Source organism: Treponema saccharophilum DSM 2985 (genome assembly GCF_000255555.1).
In the GTDB taxonomy this organism is placed as follows: Bacteria; Spirochaetota; Spirochaetia; order Treponematales; family Treponemataceae; genus Treponema_D; species Treponema_D saccharophilum.
This window is the reverse complement of the sequence record NZ_AGRW01000054.1, coordinates 265264-284383: the sequence shown is the minus strand read 5'-3', so window position 1 is coordinate 284383 and position 19120 is coordinate 265264. Positions and strand designations below refer to the sequence as shown.

19 protein-coding genes and 4 tRNA genes are annotated in these 19120 nt (G+C 55.5%); 6 read left to right on the top strand and 17 right to left on the bottom strand.

What is annotated here, in order from left to right; genetic code table 11:
* Positions 1 to 12 precede the first annotated feature (12 nt).
* Positions 13 to 1431, top strand: a complete 1419-nt coding sequence (thrC, locus tag TRESADRAFT_RS13770) for a threonine synthase (protein ID WP_002706453.1) — start codon at positions 13 to 15, stop codon at positions 1429 to 1431.
* 75 nt (positions 1432 to 1506) lie between these two features.
* Here thrC and TRESADRAFT_RS13765 read toward each other — a convergent pair whose 3' ends face one another.
* Positions 1507 to 2004 (bottom strand): deoxycytidylate deaminase, encoded by a 498-nt coding sequence (locus TRESADRAFT_RS13765; protein WP_002706452.1) that lies wholly within the window; start codon positions 2002 to 2004, stop codon positions 1507 to 1509.
* 59 nt (positions 2005 to 2063) lie between these two features.
* Between TRESADRAFT_RS13765 and TRESADRAFT_RS13760 the strand changes: the two genes are divergently transcribed.
* Positions 2064 to 2136: transfer RNA gene (locus TRESADRAFT_RS13760), tRNA-Gly, on the top strand.
* A 230-nt stretch (positions 2137 to 2366) separates the two neighbouring features.
* Here TRESADRAFT_RS13760 and TRESADRAFT_RS13755 read toward each other — a convergent pair.
* Positions 2367 to 2786, bottom strand: coding sequence for a bactofilin family protein (locus tag TRESADRAFT_RS13755; RefSeq protein WP_002706451.1), 420 nt, complete (start codon positions 2784 to 2786; stop codon positions 2367 to 2369).
* A gap of 97 nt (positions 2787 to 2883) precedes the next feature.
* Complete coding sequence (gene rpsT / locus TRESADRAFT_RS13750; RefSeq protein ID WP_002706450.1) at positions 2884 to 3162, bottom strand: 30S ribosomal protein S20; 279 nt, start codon at positions 3160 to 3162, stop codon at positions 2884 to 2886.
* Between the two features lie 364 nt (positions 3163 to 3526).
* On the opposite strand from rpsT, the gene TRESADRAFT_RS15440 reads away from it, so the two are divergent.
* Positions 3527 to 5455, top strand: a complete 1929-nt coding sequence (locus TRESADRAFT_RS15440) for a P83/100 family protein (protein ID WP_002706449.1) — start codon at positions 3527 to 3529, stop codon at positions 5453 to 5455.
* A gap of 241 nt (positions 5456 to 5696) precedes the next feature.
* On the opposite strand, the gene TRESADRAFT_RS13740 is transcribed toward TRESADRAFT_RS15440, so the two are convergent.
* The 6 genes from TRESADRAFT_RS13740 to rpsF form a co-directional block, all read right to left on the bottom strand.
* Entirely contained in the window at positions 5697 to 6002 is a 306-nt protein-coding gene (locus TRESADRAFT_RS13740; protein ID WP_002706448.1) for a TfoX/Sxy family protein, read from the bottom strand.
* A gap of 3 nt (positions 6003 to 6005) precedes the next feature.
* Positions 6006 to 7451 carry a replicative DNA helicase gene (gene dnaB / locus TRESADRAFT_RS13735; RefSeq protein ID WP_002706447.1) on the bottom strand — a complete coding sequence of 482 codons (1446 nt, stop codon included), beginning with the start codon at positions 7449 to 7451 and terminating at the stop codon, positions 6006 to 6008.
* Positions 7452 to 7548: 97 nt separating this feature from the next.
* Positions 7549 to 8076, bottom strand: a complete 528-nt coding sequence (gene rplI / locus TRESADRAFT_RS13730; protein WP_002706445.1) for a 50S ribosomal protein L9 — start codon at positions 8074 to 8076, stop codon at positions 7549 to 7551.
* A 138-nt stretch (positions 8077 to 8214) separates the two neighbouring features.
* A complete protein-coding gene (gene rpsR, locus TRESADRAFT_RS13725) occupies positions 8215 to 8532 on the bottom strand; it encodes a 30S ribosomal protein S18 (protein ID WP_002706444.1) in 318 nt (105 codons plus the stop codon).
* A 32-nt stretch (positions 8533 to 8564) separates the two neighbouring features.
* Complete coding sequence (locus TRESADRAFT_RS13720) at positions 8565 to 9083, bottom strand: single-stranded DNA-binding protein (protein WP_002706442.1); 519 nt, start codon at positions 9081 to 9083, stop codon at positions 8565 to 8567.
* Between the two features lie 36 nt (positions 9084 to 9119).
* Positions 9120 to 9404 carry a 30S ribosomal protein S6 gene (gene rpsF / locus TRESADRAFT_RS13715; RefSeq protein ID WP_002706441.1) on the bottom strand — a complete coding sequence of 95 codons (285 nt, stop codon included), beginning with the start codon at positions 9402 to 9404 and terminating at the stop codon, positions 9120 to 9122.
* Positions 9405 to 9785: 381 nt separating this feature from the next.
* Between rpsF and TRESADRAFT_RS13705 the strand changes: the two genes are divergently transcribed.
* From TRESADRAFT_RS13705 to TRESADRAFT_RS13695, 3 genes are all read left to right on the top strand, one after another.
* Complete coding sequence (locus TRESADRAFT_RS13705; protein WP_002706440.1) at positions 9786 to 11021, top strand: class I SAM-dependent RNA methyltransferase; 1236 nt, start codon at positions 9786 to 9788, stop codon at positions 11019 to 11021.
* 16 nt (positions 11022 to 11037) lie between these two features.
* On the top strand, positions 11038 to 12819 hold the full coding sequence (locus TRESADRAFT_RS13700; RefSeq protein WP_002706438.1) for an outer membrane protein assembly factor BamB family protein: 1782 nt from the start codon (positions 11038 to 11040) through the stop codon (positions 12817 to 12819).
* A gap of 179 nt (positions 12820 to 12998) precedes the next feature.
* Positions 12999 to 13069: transfer RNA gene (locus TRESADRAFT_RS13695), tRNA-Gln, on the top strand.
* 105 nt (positions 13070 to 13174) lie between these two features.
* Here TRESADRAFT_RS13695 and TRESADRAFT_RS13690 read toward each other — a convergent pair.
* The 8 genes from TRESADRAFT_RS13690 to flgF all read right to left on the bottom strand — a co-directional run bounded on the left by TRESADRAFT_RS13690 (position 13175) and on the right by flgF (position 19043).
* Positions 13175 to 13246: transfer RNA gene (locus TRESADRAFT_RS13690), tRNA-Glu, on the bottom strand.
* Between the two features lie 101 nt (positions 13247 to 13347).
* On the bottom strand, positions 13348 to 13911 hold the full coding sequence (gene cmk, locus TRESADRAFT_RS13685; protein ID WP_002706436.1) for a (d)CMP kinase: 564 nt from the start codon (positions 13909 to 13911) through the stop codon (positions 13348 to 13350).
* A gap of 16 nt (positions 13912 to 13927) precedes the next feature.
* Positions 13928 to 14794 carry a YicC/YloC family endoribonuclease gene (locus tag TRESADRAFT_RS13680; RefSeq protein WP_002706435.1) on the bottom strand — a complete coding sequence of 289 codons (867 nt, stop codon included), beginning with the start codon at positions 14792 to 14794 and terminating at the stop codon, positions 13928 to 13930.
* 120 nt (positions 14795 to 14914) lie between these two features.
* A complete protein-coding gene (gene murC, locus TRESADRAFT_RS13675; protein ID WP_002706434.1) occupies positions 14915 to 16420 on the bottom strand; it encodes a UDP-N-acetylmuramate--L-alanine ligase in 1506 nt (501 codons plus the stop codon).
* A gap of 143 nt (positions 16421 to 16563) precedes the next feature.
* Positions 16564 to 16636: transfer RNA gene (locus tag TRESADRAFT_RS13670), tRNA-Phe, on the bottom strand.
* Positions 16637 to 16705: 69 nt separating this feature from the next.
* Positions 16706 to 17245: a rod-binding protein gene (locus tag TRESADRAFT_RS13665; RefSeq protein ID WP_002706433.1), complete on the bottom strand. Its 540-nt coding sequence runs from the start codon at positions 17243 to 17245 to the stop codon at positions 16706 to 16708.
* A 153-nt stretch (positions 17246 to 17398) separates the two neighbouring features.
* A complete protein-coding gene (gene flgG / locus TRESADRAFT_RS13660) occupies positions 17399 to 18193 on the bottom strand; it encodes a flagellar basal-body rod protein FlgG (RefSeq protein WP_002706432.1) in 795 nt (264 codons plus the stop codon).
* 25 nt (positions 18194 to 18218) lie between these two features.
* Complete coding sequence (gene flgF / locus TRESADRAFT_RS13655) at positions 18219 to 19043, bottom strand: flagellar basal-body rod protein FlgF (protein WP_002706431.1); 825 nt, start codon at positions 19041 to 19043, stop codon at positions 18219 to 18221.
* Between the last annotated feature and the right edge of the window lie 77 nt (positions 19044 to 19120).

The following is a 19120-nucleotide window of genomic DNA, read 5'->3' as shown; positions in this document are numbered from 1 at the left end:
AGAGGAAGAAACATGGTTTACACAGACACAAGGGACAAATCGGTAAAAGCGGACTTCAGGACCGCGGTCATCAACGGCATGAACAAGGAGACGGGTGGTCTGTACATCCCCGTATCCTTCCCGAAGCTCGACACCGACTTCATCAACAAGAACCCGGAGCCGGGATTCCGCGACATCGCGTTCAGGATGGCGAAGCCGTACGTCGAGGGCGAGATTCCCGACGGCGACCTCCTTTCCATAATCGGAGACGCATACCCGTTCTCTGCGCCGGTCGTCCCCCTCGACCCGACATCGTACGTCCTCGAGCTTTTCCACGGCCCGACATGCGCGTTCAAGGACTTCGGAGCGAGGTTCATGGCGCGCGTGATGTCGTACTTCAACAGGAACGAGAATTCGCCGCTGCACATTCTCGTCGCGACATCGGGCGACACAGGCTCTGCTGTCGGAAGCGCTTTCCACAACGTGCCGGGGCTCGACGTGACAATCCTCTATCCGGAAGGAAAAATCTCCAAGATTCAGGAAAAGCAGCTTTCCACGTTTGACGGGAACGTGCGCGCGCTCAAGGTGAAGGGAACGTTCGACGACTGCCAGAAGCTGGTGAAGACCGCGTTCACGGACGAGGAGCTCCGCGCGCGCCTCCGCCTCTCTTCGGCGAATTCGATAAACATCTCGCGGCTTCTTCCGCAAAGCTTCTACTATATGTATTCGAGCCTCGTCGTGCGGAACCGCGCATGGGGCGACAGCAAGATTGAGGAGCCGGCCATTATCGCAGTCGTCCCGAGCGGGAATTTCGGCAACCTCACGTCGGGGCTGATTGCCCGCGAGATGGGCGCCCCGATTGCGGGATTCGTCGCCGCCACGAACTCGAACCGCACGATTCCCGACTGGATTGCGACAGGCGACTACAACGCGCGCCCGTCAGTCGCGACGCTCGCGAACGCGATGGATGTCGGAGCCCCGTCAAACTACGAGAGGATTGCGGCGATGTACTCGCTTGACGACGTGCGCCGTCTCTTCGCCGCCTACTGGCTCGACGACGAGGGAATCATCAGCTCGATAAAGCACTGCTACGAGAAAACGGGATACACAATCGACCCGCACGGTTCCGTCGGCTGGAAGGCATGGTACGACATAAAGACCGGGGCGATGGAAAAACTCGCGAACGGGGAAAAGGGAGACATCACGAAACCGGGGCTCACCCCGAACCTCCCCTGCTGGGCTGACAAGGCCGTAAAAAAGCAGGCCGTCGGCATCATCCTTGAGACGGCGCATCCCGCGAAATTCGGCGACACCGTCAAAAAGGCAACGGGAAGCGCGCCCGTCATTCCGGGCAGGCTCGAGCAGGTCATGAAGCTTGAGGACAAGGCCGTTCCGATGGAGAACGACTACGCCGCATTCAAGGAATGGCTTCTCGCGAACCTCCAGGCGTAAAAAACAAAAAGGACGCGGAATTTGAAGTTCGCTTTGAATCCCGCGTCTTTTTTTTGCGTATCCGCACAAGAAGCGCTACATATTCTTGTATGTCTGCACGCCGTCCTCAAGATGCTCGATTTTTATTCCGACCTCGCGGAACATCTCGAGCGAATCAGCCTCGTCGTGATAATGTTTCTCGCAGACGACCCTTTTTATCCCGCAGTTTATGAGCAGCATCGCGCACGTCCGGCACGGCGTCATGCGGCAATAGACCGTCCCGCCGTCAATCGATATTCCGCGCTTCGCCGCCTGGCATATCGCGTTCTGCTCGGCATGGACAGTCCTCACGCAATGCTGCGTCACGGAGCCGTCGTCGTGGACGACCTTGCGCATGAGGTGCCCCGCCTCGTCGCAATGGGGAAGGCCGGAAGGGCTTCCGACGTATCCCGTGACGAGAATCTGGTTGTCGCGCGCTATGACGCATCCTGAGCGGCCCCTGTCGCACGTCGCGCGCTTGGCGATTGTCCGCGCGACTTCCATGAAATACTCGTCCCATGTCGGACGGACATATTTTTTTTCAGAATTTTCCATAATTTCAAAAGAATATGTTGACACAATTAAAAAATCAATATATAGTGATTACATCTTTTGCGGCAGTCATATAACGGCTCATTATCTCAGCCTTCCAAGCTGATGACGAGGGTTCGACTCCCTTCTGCCGCTTAAAAACGGATGATTTCTCATCCGTTTTTTTATGCCCGCGCACATAATTTGCATTCCCCGAAACAAGTTCTGAATCTCTTGTATCACAAATTCAGAAAACCGCTCGGAAATACGCCTTTCGAGAAATCGACCGCGCAAAAACAGGCCGGCGCGCGTTTTCCGCAACGGCAAAAAAAATCCTCCGCTGAAAACGGAGGACGGATTCGTAAATCCCAAACTTCCGAACGGTTTTATTTGGGATTGTTCGACTTCAGTACGATTGCGCTCTTGTACTCGTCGGAGACAAGCGAGAAAAGCTCGCCGGACGGCTCTGAGTCAACCATGGAGACGCTGCCCTCGAAATCGACATCATCCGCAATCCTGATTCGGCGCGAGGAGATGTCGCCCTTGACGCAGCTTCCCGAACACAGCTCCACGCATTCGTCAGCCTCTATCGGGCCCGTAACGTTGCCGGAAATGACTATCGATTTTGCTTTCATGGAAGTGACGGAGCACAGCGCGCTTGATTCGACTTCCAGGCTTCCCGTCGCATTTATGGAGCCGTTGAATTTGCCGGTTATGACAAGGCTGTCCGTGAATTCAATCTCGCCGTCGAATTCCGTCTCCTGCCCGAAAACCGTTATGTTTTTCTTTGTTTTTTCCTCTGACATACCGCCCGCCGGATTAAGGTTGGATAAAAAAACAAGGGCTTCCAAAACCTTTCGGAAGCCCTTGAATCATAGCAATTGCATCGCGAAAAGGCGAAGCTTATTTAGAAGCCTTGAACGTCTTGTTGAAGAGCGTCGCCATGCGTGACTTCTTGCGTGAGACAGCATTGCGTGTCAGAACGCCCTTGCTGCGCGCTGAATCAAGCTTTGACGCGAGAGCGCGGAGCTTCTCCTCGGCGAGCTTCTCGTCCTTAGCTGCGACAGCCTCGACGAACTGGCGCGCGAAAGTGCGGCACTCGCTCTTGATAGCCTTGTTGTGAAGTCTGCGGACTTCGCTCTGCGCGAATCTCTTCTCTGCAGATGTCTGATTTCTTGCCATAATTGGACTCCTAGGTTCGACAGTTTCCGATTTCAACGGGACAGCTCCGCCCTTCTTTCGACGAAAGAGCGAGGAGGAGACTTGCAATCCCTCCACCGGCATTAATTCCGGTTGTCGATAGACCGTATTCGTTTTCCTGCGCCTGAATCCCGCGTCCGCCACCTAGAGAAAAGCGAACGAACGGAAAACACTCTCTGAAAACAGGCATGATATTACCAACAAACGCGCATGTTCGTCAACAAGCGGGCCGACGACGAACGCCAGAAGGCTTAATCAAACCTTGCCCTTTTCTATTCTTTTGCAACTGCCGATACATTATGATATAATTTCGTCATTTCTTAATTGCAAAAATCGGGGGAATTCAATGAAAAAAAGCAGAAGACTTTTCTGTGCTGCATTGGTTTTGTTCGCCGCTTCGAACGCATTTTCGCTCGAGGTGAACCGGGCAGAACTTGAATCTGCAAACGGAAGGGGCATCGTTTTCCAGAACTATAGCGGGCCTCACACGATAATCAACTCTGTGGATCAAATCAGGGGAATCGGATCGAGCCTCGCTCCTACAATCGCCGCGGATCCCGACACGTTCAAGACGGTCGGAACGCCGAGCCGCTATTACATAATCCACGCAGTTGATCCGAAGGAGACGGAGAAATTCGACGCCGACATCCTCGTCATCGGGGAGAACGCGACGGTCGACCACATCAGGAACCTCCGCCGGATAATCTCCGCGTATCTTGAGTCGGCTTACGGATACTCGCGCGCGGACGCCGACACAATCGCGACGTTCGCGACGGTCTACAACGCCGTCTACCGCAACAACAGCGACAATTTCACCGCGAAATACAAGAAAATCGTCACGGACAACCTCACCGCGGGAAAAATCGGTATCTCGACTAACTATCAGGAATGGCCGGGAACGACGCAGATTGTCATCCCGCTCTTCGACCTTCACGGAGGGTTGAGCACGGTCAACACGTCGGAAATTTCGGACAGGCAGGTAATCCGCTCGCTCCAGAACGAGGACGACAAGGGAATCGACTCCCGCAAGGAGATGGTCGACATAAAGGACCGCGAGGCTGACAACGCGGAAGCCGCCGCCCAGGACGCGCAGAAGCGTGCGACCGAGGAAAACGACAAGCTGAAGGAAGAGCAGGAGAAGTCGGCTCAGGCGAACCAGGAAGCGACACAGGCGAAGAAGGACGCCAACGCCGCACAGCGCGAGGCAGACAACGCGCAGAAGGCCGCAGACAACGCGCAGAAATCTGCCGACGACGCGCAGAAGTCTGCCGACGACGCGCAGAAGTCTGCTGACGAGGCAAAGAAATCCGCAGAGGAGGCGAAGAAGGCCGCAGAGGAGGCGAAGAAGGCCGCAGAGGCGAATCCTGACGACGCGCAGGCCCAGGCCGACGCGCAGAAAGCGCAGGCCCAGGCAGACCAGAAGCAGGCTCAGGCAGACCAGAAGCAGGCTCAGGCAGACCAGAAGCAGGCTCAGGCAGACCAGAAGCAGGCTCAGGCAGACCAGAAGCAGGCTGACGCTCAGGACAAGCAGGCAAAAGCCGATGAGAAGCAGAACGACGCCCAGGACAAGCAGGCAAAAGCAGACGAGCAGGCTGCAAAGACTGCCGAGCAGGCCGAGGCGACGAAGCAGGCTCAGGAAGAATCAAACGCCGCGCAGGCTCAGGCCGACAAGAAGCGCTCCGAGGCTCAGGATGAGCGCGCCGCAATTGCGGACGACCAGCAGGCGCTCATACGGTCTGAGGCAGTCGCAGAGGAGAACATCCTTTACGGCTTGAAGTCTGTCGACGAGCTTGGCGCGATGTCCGCAATCGTCAAGATGAATTCATCTACGGGCGAGCTCGTGAAGGAATCGCCTGTTTCCGTCATAAGAAGCAGGACTGTTTACGAAGACAGCGGAAACTTCGTGGCTATCGCGGGAACGAATTTCGGAAACGGCGCGATAAAGCTCGTCCTCATCGACAAGGAATCGCTTGAGATTGCGAAGGAAAGCACCGACGTCCTTTCCGAGACATCAGTCCTCGTCGAGTACGAGGGAACGTACTACGCCGTAATCAAGACAGGCGCGGCGAATTTCGTCATCGGAAAATTCAACAACAACGCGGAGACGCTCGTGAAGTCGCCGGTTTCCGTCAAGGCTGCGACACCGATAACGATAACGGCGAAAGGCGTTCTCGTCACGGCGAGCAACGGCTCCCCTGTCCTGCTCAACCCGAACGACCTGACCGTCATCGGAAAGACACCGGACGCGGGAAATTCAGCGGCAGACGCGAAATAACGGCAGGAACAGCTGAAAGCTTCCGCCGGAAAAAACAGGAAAACCGCTTTTTCCGGCCAGCATAAACGCAAAAACGCCGCATGGAGAAAAAACAGTTTCCATGCGGCGTTTTTTTGCCCGCCGGGGAAATTCCCCTGCTATTCCCGAACACTATGAAAAAAGGATATTCCGGAAATCGTGTCGACAGACGGTTCGGCGGGGGATTTTACGACAGCTCCGGATGAATCCGAACGCGCGCCCATTATTTCTGAGATTTTTCGACGGCAATTCCGTCGAGAAGTTTTTTCATGAATTCGGCATCCTCGAATTCGGACACGAGGAACATCAAAGACTTGCTCCCCTCATAGGGATATTCGAGCGGACAATCGCCCAGCAGTTTTCCGGAATTTTCAGTCCGCTTCACGAGCAGGCGGTTGTCGTAGATTCCTCCGAACAATTTTCCGTCATGGTACAGGCAGTATTCCCCCATCATCTTTTTTGAAGTGACGGTGCCAGCCTTGTTGAGGCATTCCATCACGTAGTCATGGTATTCTGCAGACGTCGCCATTTTTTATGAGACGGGGAACGTTATTTTCGGAAAGTTCAGGCGCTTTTCGGCAAAGCCTTCCTGACCGGCGGAATGTGCGGCGGCTTCCGGCGAATCGTTTTTCTGCTGGGCCTGCCTGATTCGCTCGTCCGAAGCGTTCTCGAAACGGGTAAAAGACGAGAGGAACAGAAGCGGGACGTCGCCGATAGGGCCGTTTCGCTGCTTCGCGACGATGAGCTTTGCGTCCTGAACAGACTGCGCCGTGCCGTCCTCCTGCTTCTTGCGTTCCCGATGGATGAACATGACGACGTCGGCGTCCTGCTCGATGGAACCGGAACCGCGCAGCTGCGAGAGCGTCGGCTCGTTTCCCTCCGCATCGCGCGCGACCTGGCAGAGCGCGACAATCGGAATCTCAAGCTCGCGGGCAAGGCTTTTGAGCGACTTCGAAATTTCGGAAACCTGCTCGTACACAGGAGCCTGCGAATTTTCCGTCGTGATAAGTCCGATGTAATCGATGAATATGATTTTTATGCCGTTTTTCTGCCTGAGGCGCCTCGCCATGGCGCGGAGCTCAACGAGCTGCATGTTCGGCGTGTCGATTATGTAAAGCGGGGCGTCGTAGCATCTTGCCGCGGCTATCTGAAGTTTCTGCAGTTCATCGAGCTTCATCGTTCCGTCCCTCAGTTTCGTTCCGGGAACGTGCCCCACCTGGGAAAGGATTCGCTGGCCAATCTGCTCGGACGACATTTCCAATGAGAAAAATCCGCAGGGAATTTTCCGCACGAGGGCGATATGCTCCATCATGTTCAGCGCGAGGGCAGTCTTTCCCATCGACGGACGCGCGCCGATTATTATCAGCTCGGAATCCTGAAAACCGCTCGTCATGCTGTCGAGCTTCGCGAATCCGCTCGGAATTCCGGTGAAGACCTCGTGGTTCGCGTAATGGTACTGAATGTTCTCCAGCGCCTGGGGAACGATGTCGAGCATCGTACGGACGGGGCTCGACTGATCCATCTCCGAAAGGGAGAATATCTTCTTCTCCGCCTCGTCCAGAATCGCGCGGCTGTCCCTCGACTCGTCGAACGCATCGGCTTTCACTTCCGCGGCGATTTTTATGAGCCCGCGCCGGATTGACGCCTCCGAGACAAGCTTCGCGTAGTATTCGACGTTCGCGCTTGTCGGAACGACGCTCGTGAGCGAGGAAATATAGGCGACCCCGCCCGCAGCGTCGAGTTTTCCCGTTTTGGAAAGCTCCCCGACTAGCGTCACGGAATCACCTTTTATCCCCTGGAATGAAAGAGAAGCGATTCCCTCAAAGACAACCTGATTCTGCTGCACGTAAAAATCATCGGGACGCAGCAGCAGAAGCACGGAATTCACGGAATCCCAATCAAGAAGCATCGCGCCAAGAGTGGCTTTCTCCGCTTCTATATTGTGCGGCGGGACTGTGTCCTTGAGTTTGACATCCATTCTTCTCCTCCATTTTTAGGTTCAAGCGAAAAAAATAAGGGTCACCGAACGCGTCAATGACCCTTTGTGAAAGAAAATCCTGTCATTTCAACAGAAATTACTCAGATTTCTCTCCATTCTCAGCCTTGGGCTCTTCTTTTGCAGATTCCTCAGCAGCGACAGCCTTTGCAGCCTCGTCGTTCTGAGCCTTGACCGAAATCTTGACCTCAGCAGTCTGAGACTCGTAAAGGTGAACGACAGCGTGGTAGTTTCCTGTAGACTTGATTGCAAGTCCCTGAATGTCGATGCGCTTGCGCTCAATCTCGAAGCCGTTCTTGTTGAGGAAGTCGGCGACAGTCTGAGCCGTAACGGCACCGTAGAGCTTGCCGTTCGCACCAGCCGGCATTGAAAGCTCGACGAGCAAGCTCTCAAGCTTCTCTTTGAGGCTGGCCGCATCCTTTCTCTTCTGCTCTTTGCGTGCAGCGATTTCCTCTTTGATTGACTCAAAATATGCTACAGACTGCTCGTTGTAGATAACGGCAAGACCGCGCGGAAAAAGATAGTTGCGGGCATATCCGTTCGCAACGTTCTTCACATCACCTTTCTCTCCAAGGTGCTTCACATCTTCGTTAAGAATGATTTTCATCTCAAGCTCCTATTTAGGATTGGATACGCCCGGCGTCACCAGGAGTCGGATCGTCGAGCGTATATTTTTGATTCCGTACCGGAAAAAAACGGAAACCGCGCAGACAAAAATGAAAGCAGCGGCTTCCGAACAGGTCTCTTACTCAGCCACGAACGGCAAGAGGCAGATATTGCGCGCGCGCTTGATTGCGACGGTCAATTCCCTCTGGTGCTTTGCGCACGTTCCCGTGATGCGGCGCGGAAGAATCTTGCCGCGCTCTGTCGTGAAACGCTTGAGCGTATCGACATCTTTGTAATCAATCTTCGCCTTGTTGGCGCAGAAGCGGCAGACCTTCTTGCGGAAGAATGTCTTGCCCTTTCCCTTCGGCGCGCGGTCATCGCTCTCGCGACCGTCAGCTGCGACCTGAGTATCTTCAACTTTCTGTTCAACTTCGTTCGTTGCGACTTCGTCTGACATATCTTGTCTCCTAATTTAGTTTTTTTGATGGATTAGAACGGGAGGTCGTCCGAATAGCTGTCCATGCTACCGGAATATCCTGTCGGCTGCTGCCCAAATTGGGGAGCCTGCGGCTGGAACATCGGCTGACGATTCGCGGCGGGAGCCTGCTGTGCGGCCGGAGCATTCCCCATCGGCGACTGAAAATCGCCCTCCGACCTGCCGCTCGCACCGAGAAGATGCACGTTGTTAGCAACGATATACACCTTGCTGCGGTTCTGCCCGGACGTGTTGTCAACCCATCTGTCCTGCTTCAGCGAGCCTTCGACGGCAATCTGCTTGCCTTTCTTGAGATAAGGGGCAAGCGTCTCCGCCTGTTTTCCCCAAATCGTAACGTCGAAATAATTCGCCTCGTCCATCCACTGGTCGCCATTCTTTCTGCGGGTGTTTACAGCAACGCTGATGTTCGCGCGATACATGCCGCTTTGGGTGACGGCATATTCCCTCGATTCAGCTGTATTCAAATCACGCGTCAAACGCCCGACAATGACAACTGTATTGACATCAGTCATGCTTTTTCCTCCGAATGGCCTTGTTTTTCCGAATGATTATTTCTCGTCGATTCTGACGAAAAGAGATTTGAGCAAATCAACAGTGAGTTTGAACTGCGCGTTTATCTCGGAGATTTTCGCGGGATTTGCTGAAACCGTGAAGAGGACGAAACGACCGCGGGTCTGCTTCTTGACTTCATAAGTCAAATCCCTGTCGCCGTAAGATTCCTCTTTCTCGATTGAAGCGCCGAACTGCGCCAAGATGGCACGGACAGCTTCCGTTCCTGCTTTGAACTTCTCATCCTCTGTGGGATAGATGGTCATAAGTTCATACTTGTTCATGTCTGTATTCTCCTTATGGACTTTTGGAGACCGCATACGCAGCCTCAAGGGGGTGTTCTGAGATATTAGCATTTTTAAACGCCGAAGGTCAACAAACGGGGAGCCACAAAAAGAAAACTTTCTCGCCAGGAAAAAACATACGTTTACTATACATTTGTCCAAATTTTAAAAAATTTTTTTCCGCTTCGCGGAAGAGTCCATCCCAACGGGAAAAACACAACTTCTCCCGTCACGATTTCTGTTCTGCACGCAAGCGCAATCCTGCGTTCCGCCGCGCCCGCGCCCCGAACAGTCAGTCCTATCCGGCCTGACTTCCGCCCCCGCCCCCATCCCGCCCGCGGAAATCTGTATCATTTCCGCGATTTGCACTATCCTACCCTCATGAATATTCAATTGCTCAAAGCCGAAAAGATGGTCGCCGGCGGCGACTGCATGGGAAAAATCGGGGGAAAAAACGTTTTCGTCCCGTACGCTATTCCCGGAGAGACATACGAAGTCGAAATCACGAAATCGTTCAGGGACTACGACAAGGCGCGCATAACTGCGATAAAGGAAAAATCCCAGCACAGGGTCGAGCCGTTCTGCAAATACTACGGAATATGCGGCGGATGCTCGATGCAGCACATCGACGCGGAGTTCCAGACGGAACTGAGGAAATCGATTCTGCGCGAGGCGTTCTCAAGGGAGAAAATCGAAGCGCCGGAAATAGGGATTATCGGCGGAAGCGACAGGGGCTACCGTGCAAGAATACAGCTCACGGACGGAGGCTTCAACGCGCGGGAATCGAACGAGATAATCGCGATAGACAGCTGCCCGATCGCGACGCCGGAAATCAACGCGTACCTTTCCGCGACGAAAGCTCCGGAGCGGCCGCGCGGAAGAATCCAGATATTCGGGGACAGCCGCGTCGCGAACGAAGGCGGAATCCTCATCGCGGGTGAGCCGGAGAGGACGAGCGGCGAAATAAAGATAAGCGGCGCCGGCGAGCGGCGGAAGTCGAAAGTCAGGGCGAAAAAGAACGTCCATTTCAAGGGGACGATGCAAAGCCCCGCGAACATCTGCACCGTCAATCTCTGCGGGAAAACGATATCGTTCGACGCGCGGGGATTCTTCCAGTCGAACCTCGGCGTCCTCGAGAAGGCGGTCGGCAAAGTGACGGAGAACATGGGCGGGAACGCCGTGCTCGACCTCTACTCCGGGTGCGGGACATTCTCCATGTTCCTCGCCGACAGGTTCGGAAAGACGACGCTCGTCGAGCACAACCGCGACGCGATAGTCTACGCCGAGCAGAACATGCGCGGGAAAGCGCACGAAAGCTACGGCCAGTCATGCGAGAAATTCGTCGCGCAGAACGCGGCGGGAATCATCGCGCGAGAGGGGGCGTTCGACGCCGCGGTGGTCGACCCGCCGAGGCAGGGAATGGAAAGCGCCGTCAGCGACTGGCTCGCGAGAAGCGGAATCGGGCAGATACGAAGCGTCTCCTGCAACGCGAGCACCCACGCGCGCGACGCGAAGAAGCTGATTGACGCGGGCTACACGCTCGAGAAGCTGTTTCTCCTCGATTTCTACCCGCAGACCGCGCACACGGAAAGCCTCGCTTTCTTCGGAAAGCTCTGAGAAAAAGGAAGCAGACATGAACGCGAGAAAGGCATTACTTGCGGCGGCATCGGCATTCCTCCTCGGCGGCGCGCACGCGCAGGTCGCGATGAGGACGCTCGACTTGTCGGCCCAAAAACCCGACTGGCAGTCGGTCATCGGAGGAGAGGCAATAGCTCCGGCGGTCGAGACATCGTACGGAATCGCGGTCCTCACCGACGGGCGGATGCTCAGCTCCTGCACGTCGAAGGGAAACGTCATATGGAAGAAAGGCGTGAACGGGCGCCCGTCCAAATACTTCACGGAGAGGGACGATTTCCTCTACGTCGTCACGAACGACAAAAAAATCACGCTGGTGAACCAGTCCGGGACGAACCTTTGGACGGCATCGAACTCGTTCAGGATAACCGAGAACCCCGTCATAGGACACGACGGGCGGATTTTCGTCCACGGGCAGAGCGCGCTGGCGTGCTTCGGGATAAACGGGACGAGGAAATGGCAGGTCGAGACGGGGAAAATCGCGGACATGCCGACGTGCCTGCTCAACGACGGGAGCGTCGTCATATTCATGGCGGACACGAAGGACGGGAAGACGACAGGAAAGCGGTTCTCACAGTTCGGCGAGGAAATGGAGGACCTGATTTTCTCGAGCGTCGTCCAGACGGCAGTAAGCTGCGAGCAGGGAATACTCGTCGCGCTCCAGAACGGTTCGATAGGACTCTGCAACGTGGTGAACGGGCTTGCGGACTCGCCGTGGATACAGAAATCGTACATCCCGTCAGGCGCGTTCGCAATCTGCTACTCAAAGGCGAGCGGGAACGCCGCATTTTTCTTCAGCACGGGCGGGAACACGACCGCGATAATACTGAGGACGTCGAACGGGGAATTCCTCAACCAGTTCGCGCTGAAACGGTTCTCGCCGGGAGAAATCCAGCTCGCGAAGCAGACGGACGCGGGGTTCTTCATCGCGGACTCCTCGACGGCGTGCGAATTCGCGGAGGACGGGACGATAATCTGGGAGGCTGCCCTCCCCCAGAAAAGCCAATGGGACTTCCTCTACTACACGAGGAGCAACCACCTGATACTGTGCATGAAGGACTGGTCGCTCAAATCGTTCCACACGATGCAGACGACGAAAGCCGTCTACAAGGATTTCTGGGACGACACCTATTCGAGCGACATCGGCGAGGCGGAGAAGCCGGACACGCCGGAGGACGCGATAAAGAAGCAGGAAATAACGCAGTCGGACAGGATTCTCGGGATACGGATGTTCTCCGACGAAAAGCTCGCGGAGACGCAGAAGGCGCTGAAGGCGGGCGACTACGGGCGGAAGGAACGCGAATTCCTTGTCGGGATACAATCCGAGCTTGCGAGCTACAAGGAATCCTTCTACCAGAAGAACCCAAGCCAAAGCTATTTCGCGCGGAACCCCATCTACACGCAGAAGCTTCTCGCGATGATGGCGCAAATCGGATGCAGCGGGTTCTCCTCCGACTTCGCGACCCTCATACGATACGAAAGGGACCCGCAGCTTCTTTCCGCGCTCGTGTATGCGTCGGGGCAGCAGATGTTCGACCCGGACGGGGAAATCCTGACATCATACGAAATCGCGATAAGAAGCCCGCAGCTGCAGAAGAACACGGCGCTGCTCAAGAACGTGTGCGACGCGACGTTCAGCATATGCAAGTACATGGGGCGCCCCGCCCTGATAAACCACGGGAAGGAAATTCTGCGGCAGCTCGGCTCGCCCGTTTACGACACCGCCGTCCGCGAGTACGCGTCAAAGACATTCGAGCGGTTCGCGTCGATAGAAATGTGACGCGCGGAAGGTGCCGGACTACGATTTTGCCCAGGCACCTTCCTGGGAGAGCGGGATTTCATTTTTGCCGCCAAGTTCAGAGCGAATCCGGTTTCATTGAAATCCGCCCCCCTATCAACCGGCGAGCAGGAATCGTCCCTTGCAACAGGGGAAGATTTCTGATAGACTTTAGAGCATATTCTCCGCTGGTGTAATGGTAGCACACGGGCTTTTGGTGCCCATAGTCCGGGTTCGAATCCTGGGTGGAGAACGAAAGAGGCTCGGTATTTCCGGGCCTCTTTTTTTTTGCCCTGACAAGAAAAACAAAATCATGCCACGGACAAAAAAAAAGCGCCTATCGAAAGATAGGCGCAAACATCTCCTAGCAGAATTGAACTGCTGTTGTCGGGATGAAAACCCGATGTCCTAACCACTAGACGAAGGAGACATATCAGCAAGCTGATGGTGAGTAGAATACACCATCAGCCGGATTCTGTCAACAGAAAAAACGCAATTCCGCCGATTTTTTTTCGAAACGGAACAGCGTTCTCACGCCCTCTCGACAAGGCCGCGGCTGAGCAGGTAATCGAGAACCATATCGACGATTACTTCCGGGGTGCGCGTCGCCGTATCGATTTTCAAGTCGGCGAACTCGAACTCGCTGTTGTCGATTCCGTAAAGCTTCATGTACCGTGCCGAATCCTGAGAGTCGCGGAAAGCAGTGAATTCCTTTATCTTCTCAAGGTCGCCACCCTCCCTGTTGAGGATTCTCTTGGCGCGGGTGTCGTCGCTCGCTATCAGGTAGACCTTCACATCCGCATCCTTGAGCATCCATATCGCAAGCCGGCTCCCGAGCACGCAGGAATCCTTCATAGCGAGCTCAACCTGATGCGTGTCCACGGCGATGTCATATGAATCGTCGGTCTTCGCATTCTCAATCACTTCCTGAAGGGTCATCCCCTTCTCCTCCGCGAGCTGGCGGAACGTGTAGTTGATGAGGTTCACGCCGAGCCGCTCCGAAAGCATCGTGCTGACCGTCGTGTTCCCGCAGCCCGATTTTCCGCTGACGGCAATGCGGAGCTTCTTCCCGTCCTTGATTTTGTATTCTGACATTTCCATCTCCCCTGTTTTATTCAACGTTCTTGGACTGCTCGCGGATGTTCTCCAGCGCGTCCTTCGCGTTTATGACCATAGCACCGACCTCGGTGAACTGGTTCTTCGAGCCGATTGTGTTTATCTCCCTGTTCGCCTCCTGGCATATGAAATCGATTCGCTTCCCGGGAACAGGATTGTCGGAAAATTCCTTCCGTAGAACCGACAGATGCGAATGGAGCCTGACAATCTCCTCGTTTATCGTGTACCTGACGAGCATCGCGGCGACCTCGCTCATTATGCGGTTCTCATCGACGCGATCGCCCAGCAGCTCCGTGAATTTCGCCGTGACCTGCTCGCGGAATTTCTCCTCCATTTTGGGCTGCCACTCGCGGAAAAACGCCGCGCAGCCGTCGAGAACGTCAAGCTTCGCCAGCAAATCGCGGCGGAGGTTCTCGCCCTCGCGCTTTCTGTCCGCGAGGAACTGAGAGAAAACCTCGTCAAAAACAGGCTCTATCCGCTGCCAGTACGATTCCGCGTCATACTCATGTGTCACGGTGAGCACGCCGTCCTGCGCAATGATGAGAGAGAGCGGAACCTCGTCCGAGCGGCCGAGAGCGCGCGCTATCTCGCCGATTGCGTCCGCGTACATTTTCGCAGCCTGCGGGTCTGCCGAAACGCGCGCCGTAGAATTCATGTCCTTGACGCGAATCGTGACGTCGACCTTGCCGCGCACGACCTTCTCGCTGACAATCCTCCTGATTTTCGCCTCAAGCGGGTTCAGGAACGACGGGAGGTTTATGTTCAAATCAAGGAACCTGTTGTTCACCGACTTCATCTCCACGCTCACCTGTGTATTTTCGACGACGGACTCCCTGAATCCGTAACCTGTCATTGAATTCATCTGTCTTTCCCCAAAAAAACGGGGCTCCCCGAAAAAAAGCCCGGAAAGCGCCGCAATTAAAATTCATTCTTTTTTTTCAGACCTGCCCGGAAACGGAATTCAGGACAGGTCTATTTTATATCAAGAACCGAGCTTTTCCAAAATTTTCTTTCCGACCTTCCAGTTGTCGCCGGCGCCCATCGTGACGAAAAGCCAGCCGTCCTTTGCCCCGGACGGGGACGAGAGGAGCGCCATGCCCTTCTCGGCAGCCTCGTCGAATTCGCCGGCATAAACGACGCGCGGATGGAATGACGAGGCGCGCTCCGCCAGAATCTCCCCCGTCACGGAGGCCGCGGACGCATCCTCGCGCGCGCTTCCGTAAATCTTGTTGATTATAACGTCGTCCGCCGAACCGAAGCTGGATGCGAATTCATCGAGAAGCGCCGCCGTCCTCGTGTACGTGTGGCTCATGAAGTCCACGACAATCCTGTGCCCGCCGTAGAATTCGCGGAAGCCCGCGAGCGTCGTCTTTATCGCGGTCGGATGGTGGCCGTAATCGTCGACGAATATGACGTCCTCGCCGAGCGGCGTTTTTGCCCTGCCGACAATCTCGCTCCGCCTTCGCCCCCCGGAGAAATTGCGGAGGCCTTCCTTTATTTTTCCCGCAAAGTCGGACGGATTCTTTCCTGCCGAGCGAAGAATCTCCGCGCACAACGCCGCTGCCGCGCAGGCATTCCTGACATTGTGGTCGCCGGGCACGCAAATTCCGCACTCGCCGAGGGATTCGACGAAAAAGGTATGGGTTCCGCCGCGTACGGTGCCGAATTCGAGCCGGTAGGGGCCGTCAGCGTTCACGCCGTACGGAACAAGGGCGATGTCGCTCCGTTTTCCCGCGACGATTCCGGCAACCTCGCAGGCTCCGGCATCATCGGCGCAATATATCAACGTCCCGCCCTCGGGAAGAAGGCACGCATAATCGACGAAAGCATCCCGTATGTCGGCGTATGTCGGGTAAAAATCCTGATGGTCGCTCTCAACCGAAGTCAAAATAATCTTCATCGGATGGAACGACATGAAATGCCGCTGGTACTCGCATGTCTCCGCCACGAAATACGGCTTCGCGCCGCCCGCACGGGACATCGCGCCGTTCGTCATCGTGCACGTCCCGCCGAACGACGATATGACGGAGCCGGCAAGGACCTGCGCGGGAATGTCGAGGCCGCGCAAAATGGTCCCCACCATCCCCGTCGTCGTCGTCTTTCCGTGGACGCCGCAAACGCCCGCGCTGAACGCAGTCGCGCTGAGCGCGCCGAGCGCTTCCGAATACAGCATCATCGGAATGCCGCGCCGCAACGCCTCCACGAGGTCGGGATTCGACTCGGGCGAATAGGCGCTCGAATACACGACGTACTGGACGGAATCCGTTATATTCCCGCCGGAAAAGGGAACAGCCTTTATCCCGAGCCGCTCAAGAACCTCATCCGTGTAGAACCGCTCCTGCACGTCGCTTCCCGTAATGACGGCGCCGCGCGCATGGAGAATCTCGACGAGGGCGGCCATGCCCGTCCCCTTTATGCCGACAAAATGAAAATGCACGCCGCCAACGGAAAGCGGCATGCCTGCCGGACATGCTGAATTTGAAATCATCTATGTTATTCTCCCAGATTTTTCCCAATCGGGTGGGATATTCTATCAGAAAACGCACGAAATGACATTCCCCGCAAAAAAGAACAGGAGCGCGCCCGCTGACAAAAAAAGAACCCTCCCGGATTTCGGGAGGGTTCTCAGTCTGCCACCGGTTGGAATCGGACCAACGACACATGGATTTTCAGTCCATTGCTCTACCAACTGAGCTACAGCGGCGAAGTGATTGATACTATATAGATTTCCGGAAAAAGTGTCAACAGCAATTTCCGGAAAATCCGTTTTTTTTCACGAATTGTCGTTCGCGCCGCCGTTAGAAAGCTGGAGGTAAATCTGGTCGGCAAGACCGAAGCCGGCGTTCTTCGTCATCATCGTCGAATACTCGTCGAAAAGCATGTCCTCGTAAATTTTCTTCGCGTTGTCCTCGTTCCCGCTTTTCATGACGGTCTTCCTCATCTCCGAAAGCATCTGCTTGACGAGATAGTTCTCGAATTCCATGGATTTCTCGTAGAGTTTCGACGTCCTGTCTATCGTCATCGGCTTCGCGTTCGGGTTCGCCTGGTTTGCCGCGGCGCCGCGCGGAAGCGCGTTCTTGTCGGCCTGGGAAGAGAACGACCCGGAAAAACCGCTCGTCCAGTCGCCGTTCAGCCGTCCCGCCTCGGAAACCTGGCTTGAGGAGAGCCCCTCTCCCGCCTTTTTTCCGCCTGCTGAGATTTCCCCGACAAGCGAATCGAATTTTCCCTTCTCGGAGGATATCCTCGCGCCCTCGAGAGCGCCGAGCCCGTTTGTAAAAGCGCCCAATCCGGGCGCATTGCTTATTGTGTTCATAGAGAAACCTCGCTTGTGCAGCTGTTTTCGGGATGCGGCAAAAATCCCGTCCCGGGCGACAACGTTGTTATCGAACAGGTCTATTATCGGAAAAAAACGGAAAATGGTGAAGGGACAAAAAAAGCGGATGCTCAAGGCACCCGCCGCAAAAAACTACCGCTTGAGGTTCACCGCAGTGGACAGCATCGAATCGGACGTCTGAATCGCCTTCGAGTCGAATTCATACGCGCGCTGCGCGACAATCATCTGAACCATCTCGTTCACGACGGAGACGTTCGACATCTCGACGAATTTGTGCTTCGTGACGCCGAACCCCTCGAATCCCGGACGGCCGGCAATCGCCTGCCCGCTCGCGTTCGTCGCCTTGTAGAGGTTGTCCCCGGCCGCCTCGAGTCCTGCGTTGTTCGGGAACCGGTACAGCTCGAGCTGGGCGACATCGACGGGGTCGTTCTGCCCGAATATGCGGACAGTGACGCGTCCGTCATCGCTTATCGAAAGGGAATGTATGTCGAAGCCCTCCGGCATTATCACCTCGGGAACGACACGAAGACCGTTCGAGTTGACGAGCTGCCCGTTCGAATCTATTTTGAACGTTCCGTCGCGCGTGTACGCGTAGCTTCCGTCATACTGCTGGACGCGGAAGAACCCGTCACCGACGACGGCGACGTCGGTGTCGACACCCGTATTCTGCAGCGATCCCTGCGAGAAAATCCGCTGGGTTGCGGCAAGGCGCGCGCCCGCGCCCTGCTGAATTCCGACCGGAGTCACCGTATCTTCCGTTGCGGGCGTTCCCGCGAGCTTGACGTTCTGATACATCAAATCCTCGAATTCCGCCCGCTGCTGCTTGTAGCCCGTCGTATTGACGTTCGACAAGTTGTTCGAAATCGTGTCCAAATTAGACTGCTGGCTGTTCATTCCCGTCGCAGCCGTCCAAAGGCTTCTGACCATATATTCTTCTCCCCTTTATGCGTTATCAGCGCGCAAGCGCGACCTTGTTCCAAAGCGTCGACATCATCGAATCCTCGCTCTGTATCGTCTTCTGGCTCGCCTCGTAGGCGCGGTTGACCTCAATCATCCTGACCATCTCCTCGACGACGTTGACGTTGCTCGTTTCCATAAGCCCCTGCAGCGCGCGCGGGCGCTCTCCGCCCTCTGCGATGTAGGCATTGCCGGAAACGTCGGTCGGGCACCAGAGCGAATTCCCCATCTTCTTGAGATAGCGCTCGTTGTCGAAGCGGACAATCTTCATCCTGTCGACAATCTCGTCGGTGCCGTCGTCCTCCCTCGCGTTTATCTGGACGACGCCGTCCTCGTTCACGTTGAATTTCGCGCCCTCGAGGACTTTCTCGAGGCGGATGTACCCGTTCTCGCCGAGGACAGGGTATCCGTCCTTCGTCTCAAGGATTCCCTCCTTGCCGACGATGAAATTCCCGTTCCTCGTGTACCGCTCGCCGAGCGGCGTCTCGACGGCAAAGAATCCCTGGCCGTCAAGCGCGAAATCGGTCGGCTCGTCCGTCACGCGGAAACTTCCCTGCTCGAATTCGGTGAAATTCTCGTTCGTCTCGACGCCGAGACCGAGCTTCCCGATAATCGGGGCCGCGTCGCTCGAGCCGAACGGATTCTGGAGCACACCGTCAGCCTTCGTTCTCCTGACGAGAAGCTCCGGAAAAGACTTTGAGACCGACACGTCCTTCTTGAATCCGGCAGTGTCCACATTTGCAAGATTGTTGGAAATTGTGTCAAGCCTGTTCTGCTGGGCATTCATCCCGCTCGAACCGATGTACCAACCACGAATCATATATTCACCTCGATTTTGTCCGATAGTCGCCTTACGCTACGATATGATTATCGGAAATTTTACGGAATTATTAAACC

Coding starts and splice junctions, on each gene's coding strand:
- TRESADRAFT_RS13680 (WP_002706435.1), bottom strand. CDS start 14,794: ATGAATTCAATGACAGGTTACGGATTCAGGGAGTCCGTCGTCGAAAAT.
- TRESADRAFT_RS13765 (WP_002706452.1), bottom strand. CDS start 2,004: ATGGAAAATTCTGAAAAAAAATATGTCCGTCCGACATGGGACGAGTAT.
- murC (WP_002706434.1), bottom strand. CDS start 16,420: ATGATTTCAAATTCAGCATGTCCGGCAGGCATGCCGCTTTCCGTTGGC.
- TRESADRAFT_RS13740 (WP_002706448.1), bottom strand. CDS start 6,002: ATGGCGACGTCTGCAGAATACCATGACTACGTGATGGAATGCCTCAAC.
- rpsT (WP_002706450.1), bottom strand. CDS start 3,162: ATGGCAAGAAATCAGACATCTGCAGAGAAGAGATTCGCGCAGAGCGAA.
- TRESADRAFT_RS13700 (WP_002706438.1), top strand. CDS start 11,038: ATGAACGCGAGAAAGGCATTACTTGCGGCGGCATCGGCATTCCTCCTC.
- TRESADRAFT_RS13720 (WP_002706442.1), bottom strand. CDS start 9,083: ATGACTGATGTCAATACAGTTGTCATTGTCGGGCGTTTGACGCGTGAT.
- flgF (WP_002706431.1), bottom strand. CDS start 19,043: ATGATTCGTGGTTGGTACATCGGTTCGAGCGGGATGAATGCCCAGCAG.
- TRESADRAFT_RS15440 (WP_002706449.1), top strand. CDS start 3,527: ATGAAAAAAAGCAGAAGACTTTTCTGTGCTGCATTGGTTTTGTTCGCC.
- dnaB (WP_002706447.1), bottom strand. CDS start 7,451: ATGGATGTCAAACTCAAGGACACAGTCCCGCCGCACAATATAGAAGCG.
- rpsF (WP_002706441.1), bottom strand. CDS start 9,404: ATGAACAAGTATGAACTTATGACCATCTATCCCACAGAGGATGAGAAG.
- TRESADRAFT_RS13755 (WP_002706451.1), bottom strand. CDS start 2,786: ATGTCAGAGGAAAAAACAAAGAAAAACATAACGGTTTTCGGGCAGGAG.
- rplI (WP_002706445.1), bottom strand. CDS start 8,076: ATGAAAATCATTCTTAACGAAGATGTGAAGCACCTTGGAGAGAAAGGT.
- TRESADRAFT_RS13665 (WP_002706433.1), bottom strand. CDS start 17,245: ATGAACACAATAAGCAATGCGCCCGGATTGGGCGCTTTTACAAACGGG.
- TRESADRAFT_RS13705 (WP_002706440.1), top strand. CDS start 9,786: ATGAATATTCAATTGCTCAAAGCCGAAAAGATGGTCGCCGGCGGCGAC.
- thrC (WP_002706453.1), top strand. CDS start 13: ATGGTTTACACAGACACAAGGGACAAATCGGTAAAAGCGGACTTCAGG.
- flgG (WP_002706432.1), bottom strand. CDS start 18,193: ATGGTCAGAAGCCTTTGGACGGCTGCGACGGGAATGAACAGCCAGCAG.
- rpsR (WP_002706444.1), bottom strand. CDS start 8,532: ATGTCAGACGAAGTCGCAACGAACGAAGTTGAACAGAAAGTTGAAGAT.
- cmk (WP_002706436.1), bottom strand. CDS start 13,911: ATGTCAGAATACAAAATCAAGGACGGGAAGAAGCTCCGCATTGCCGTC.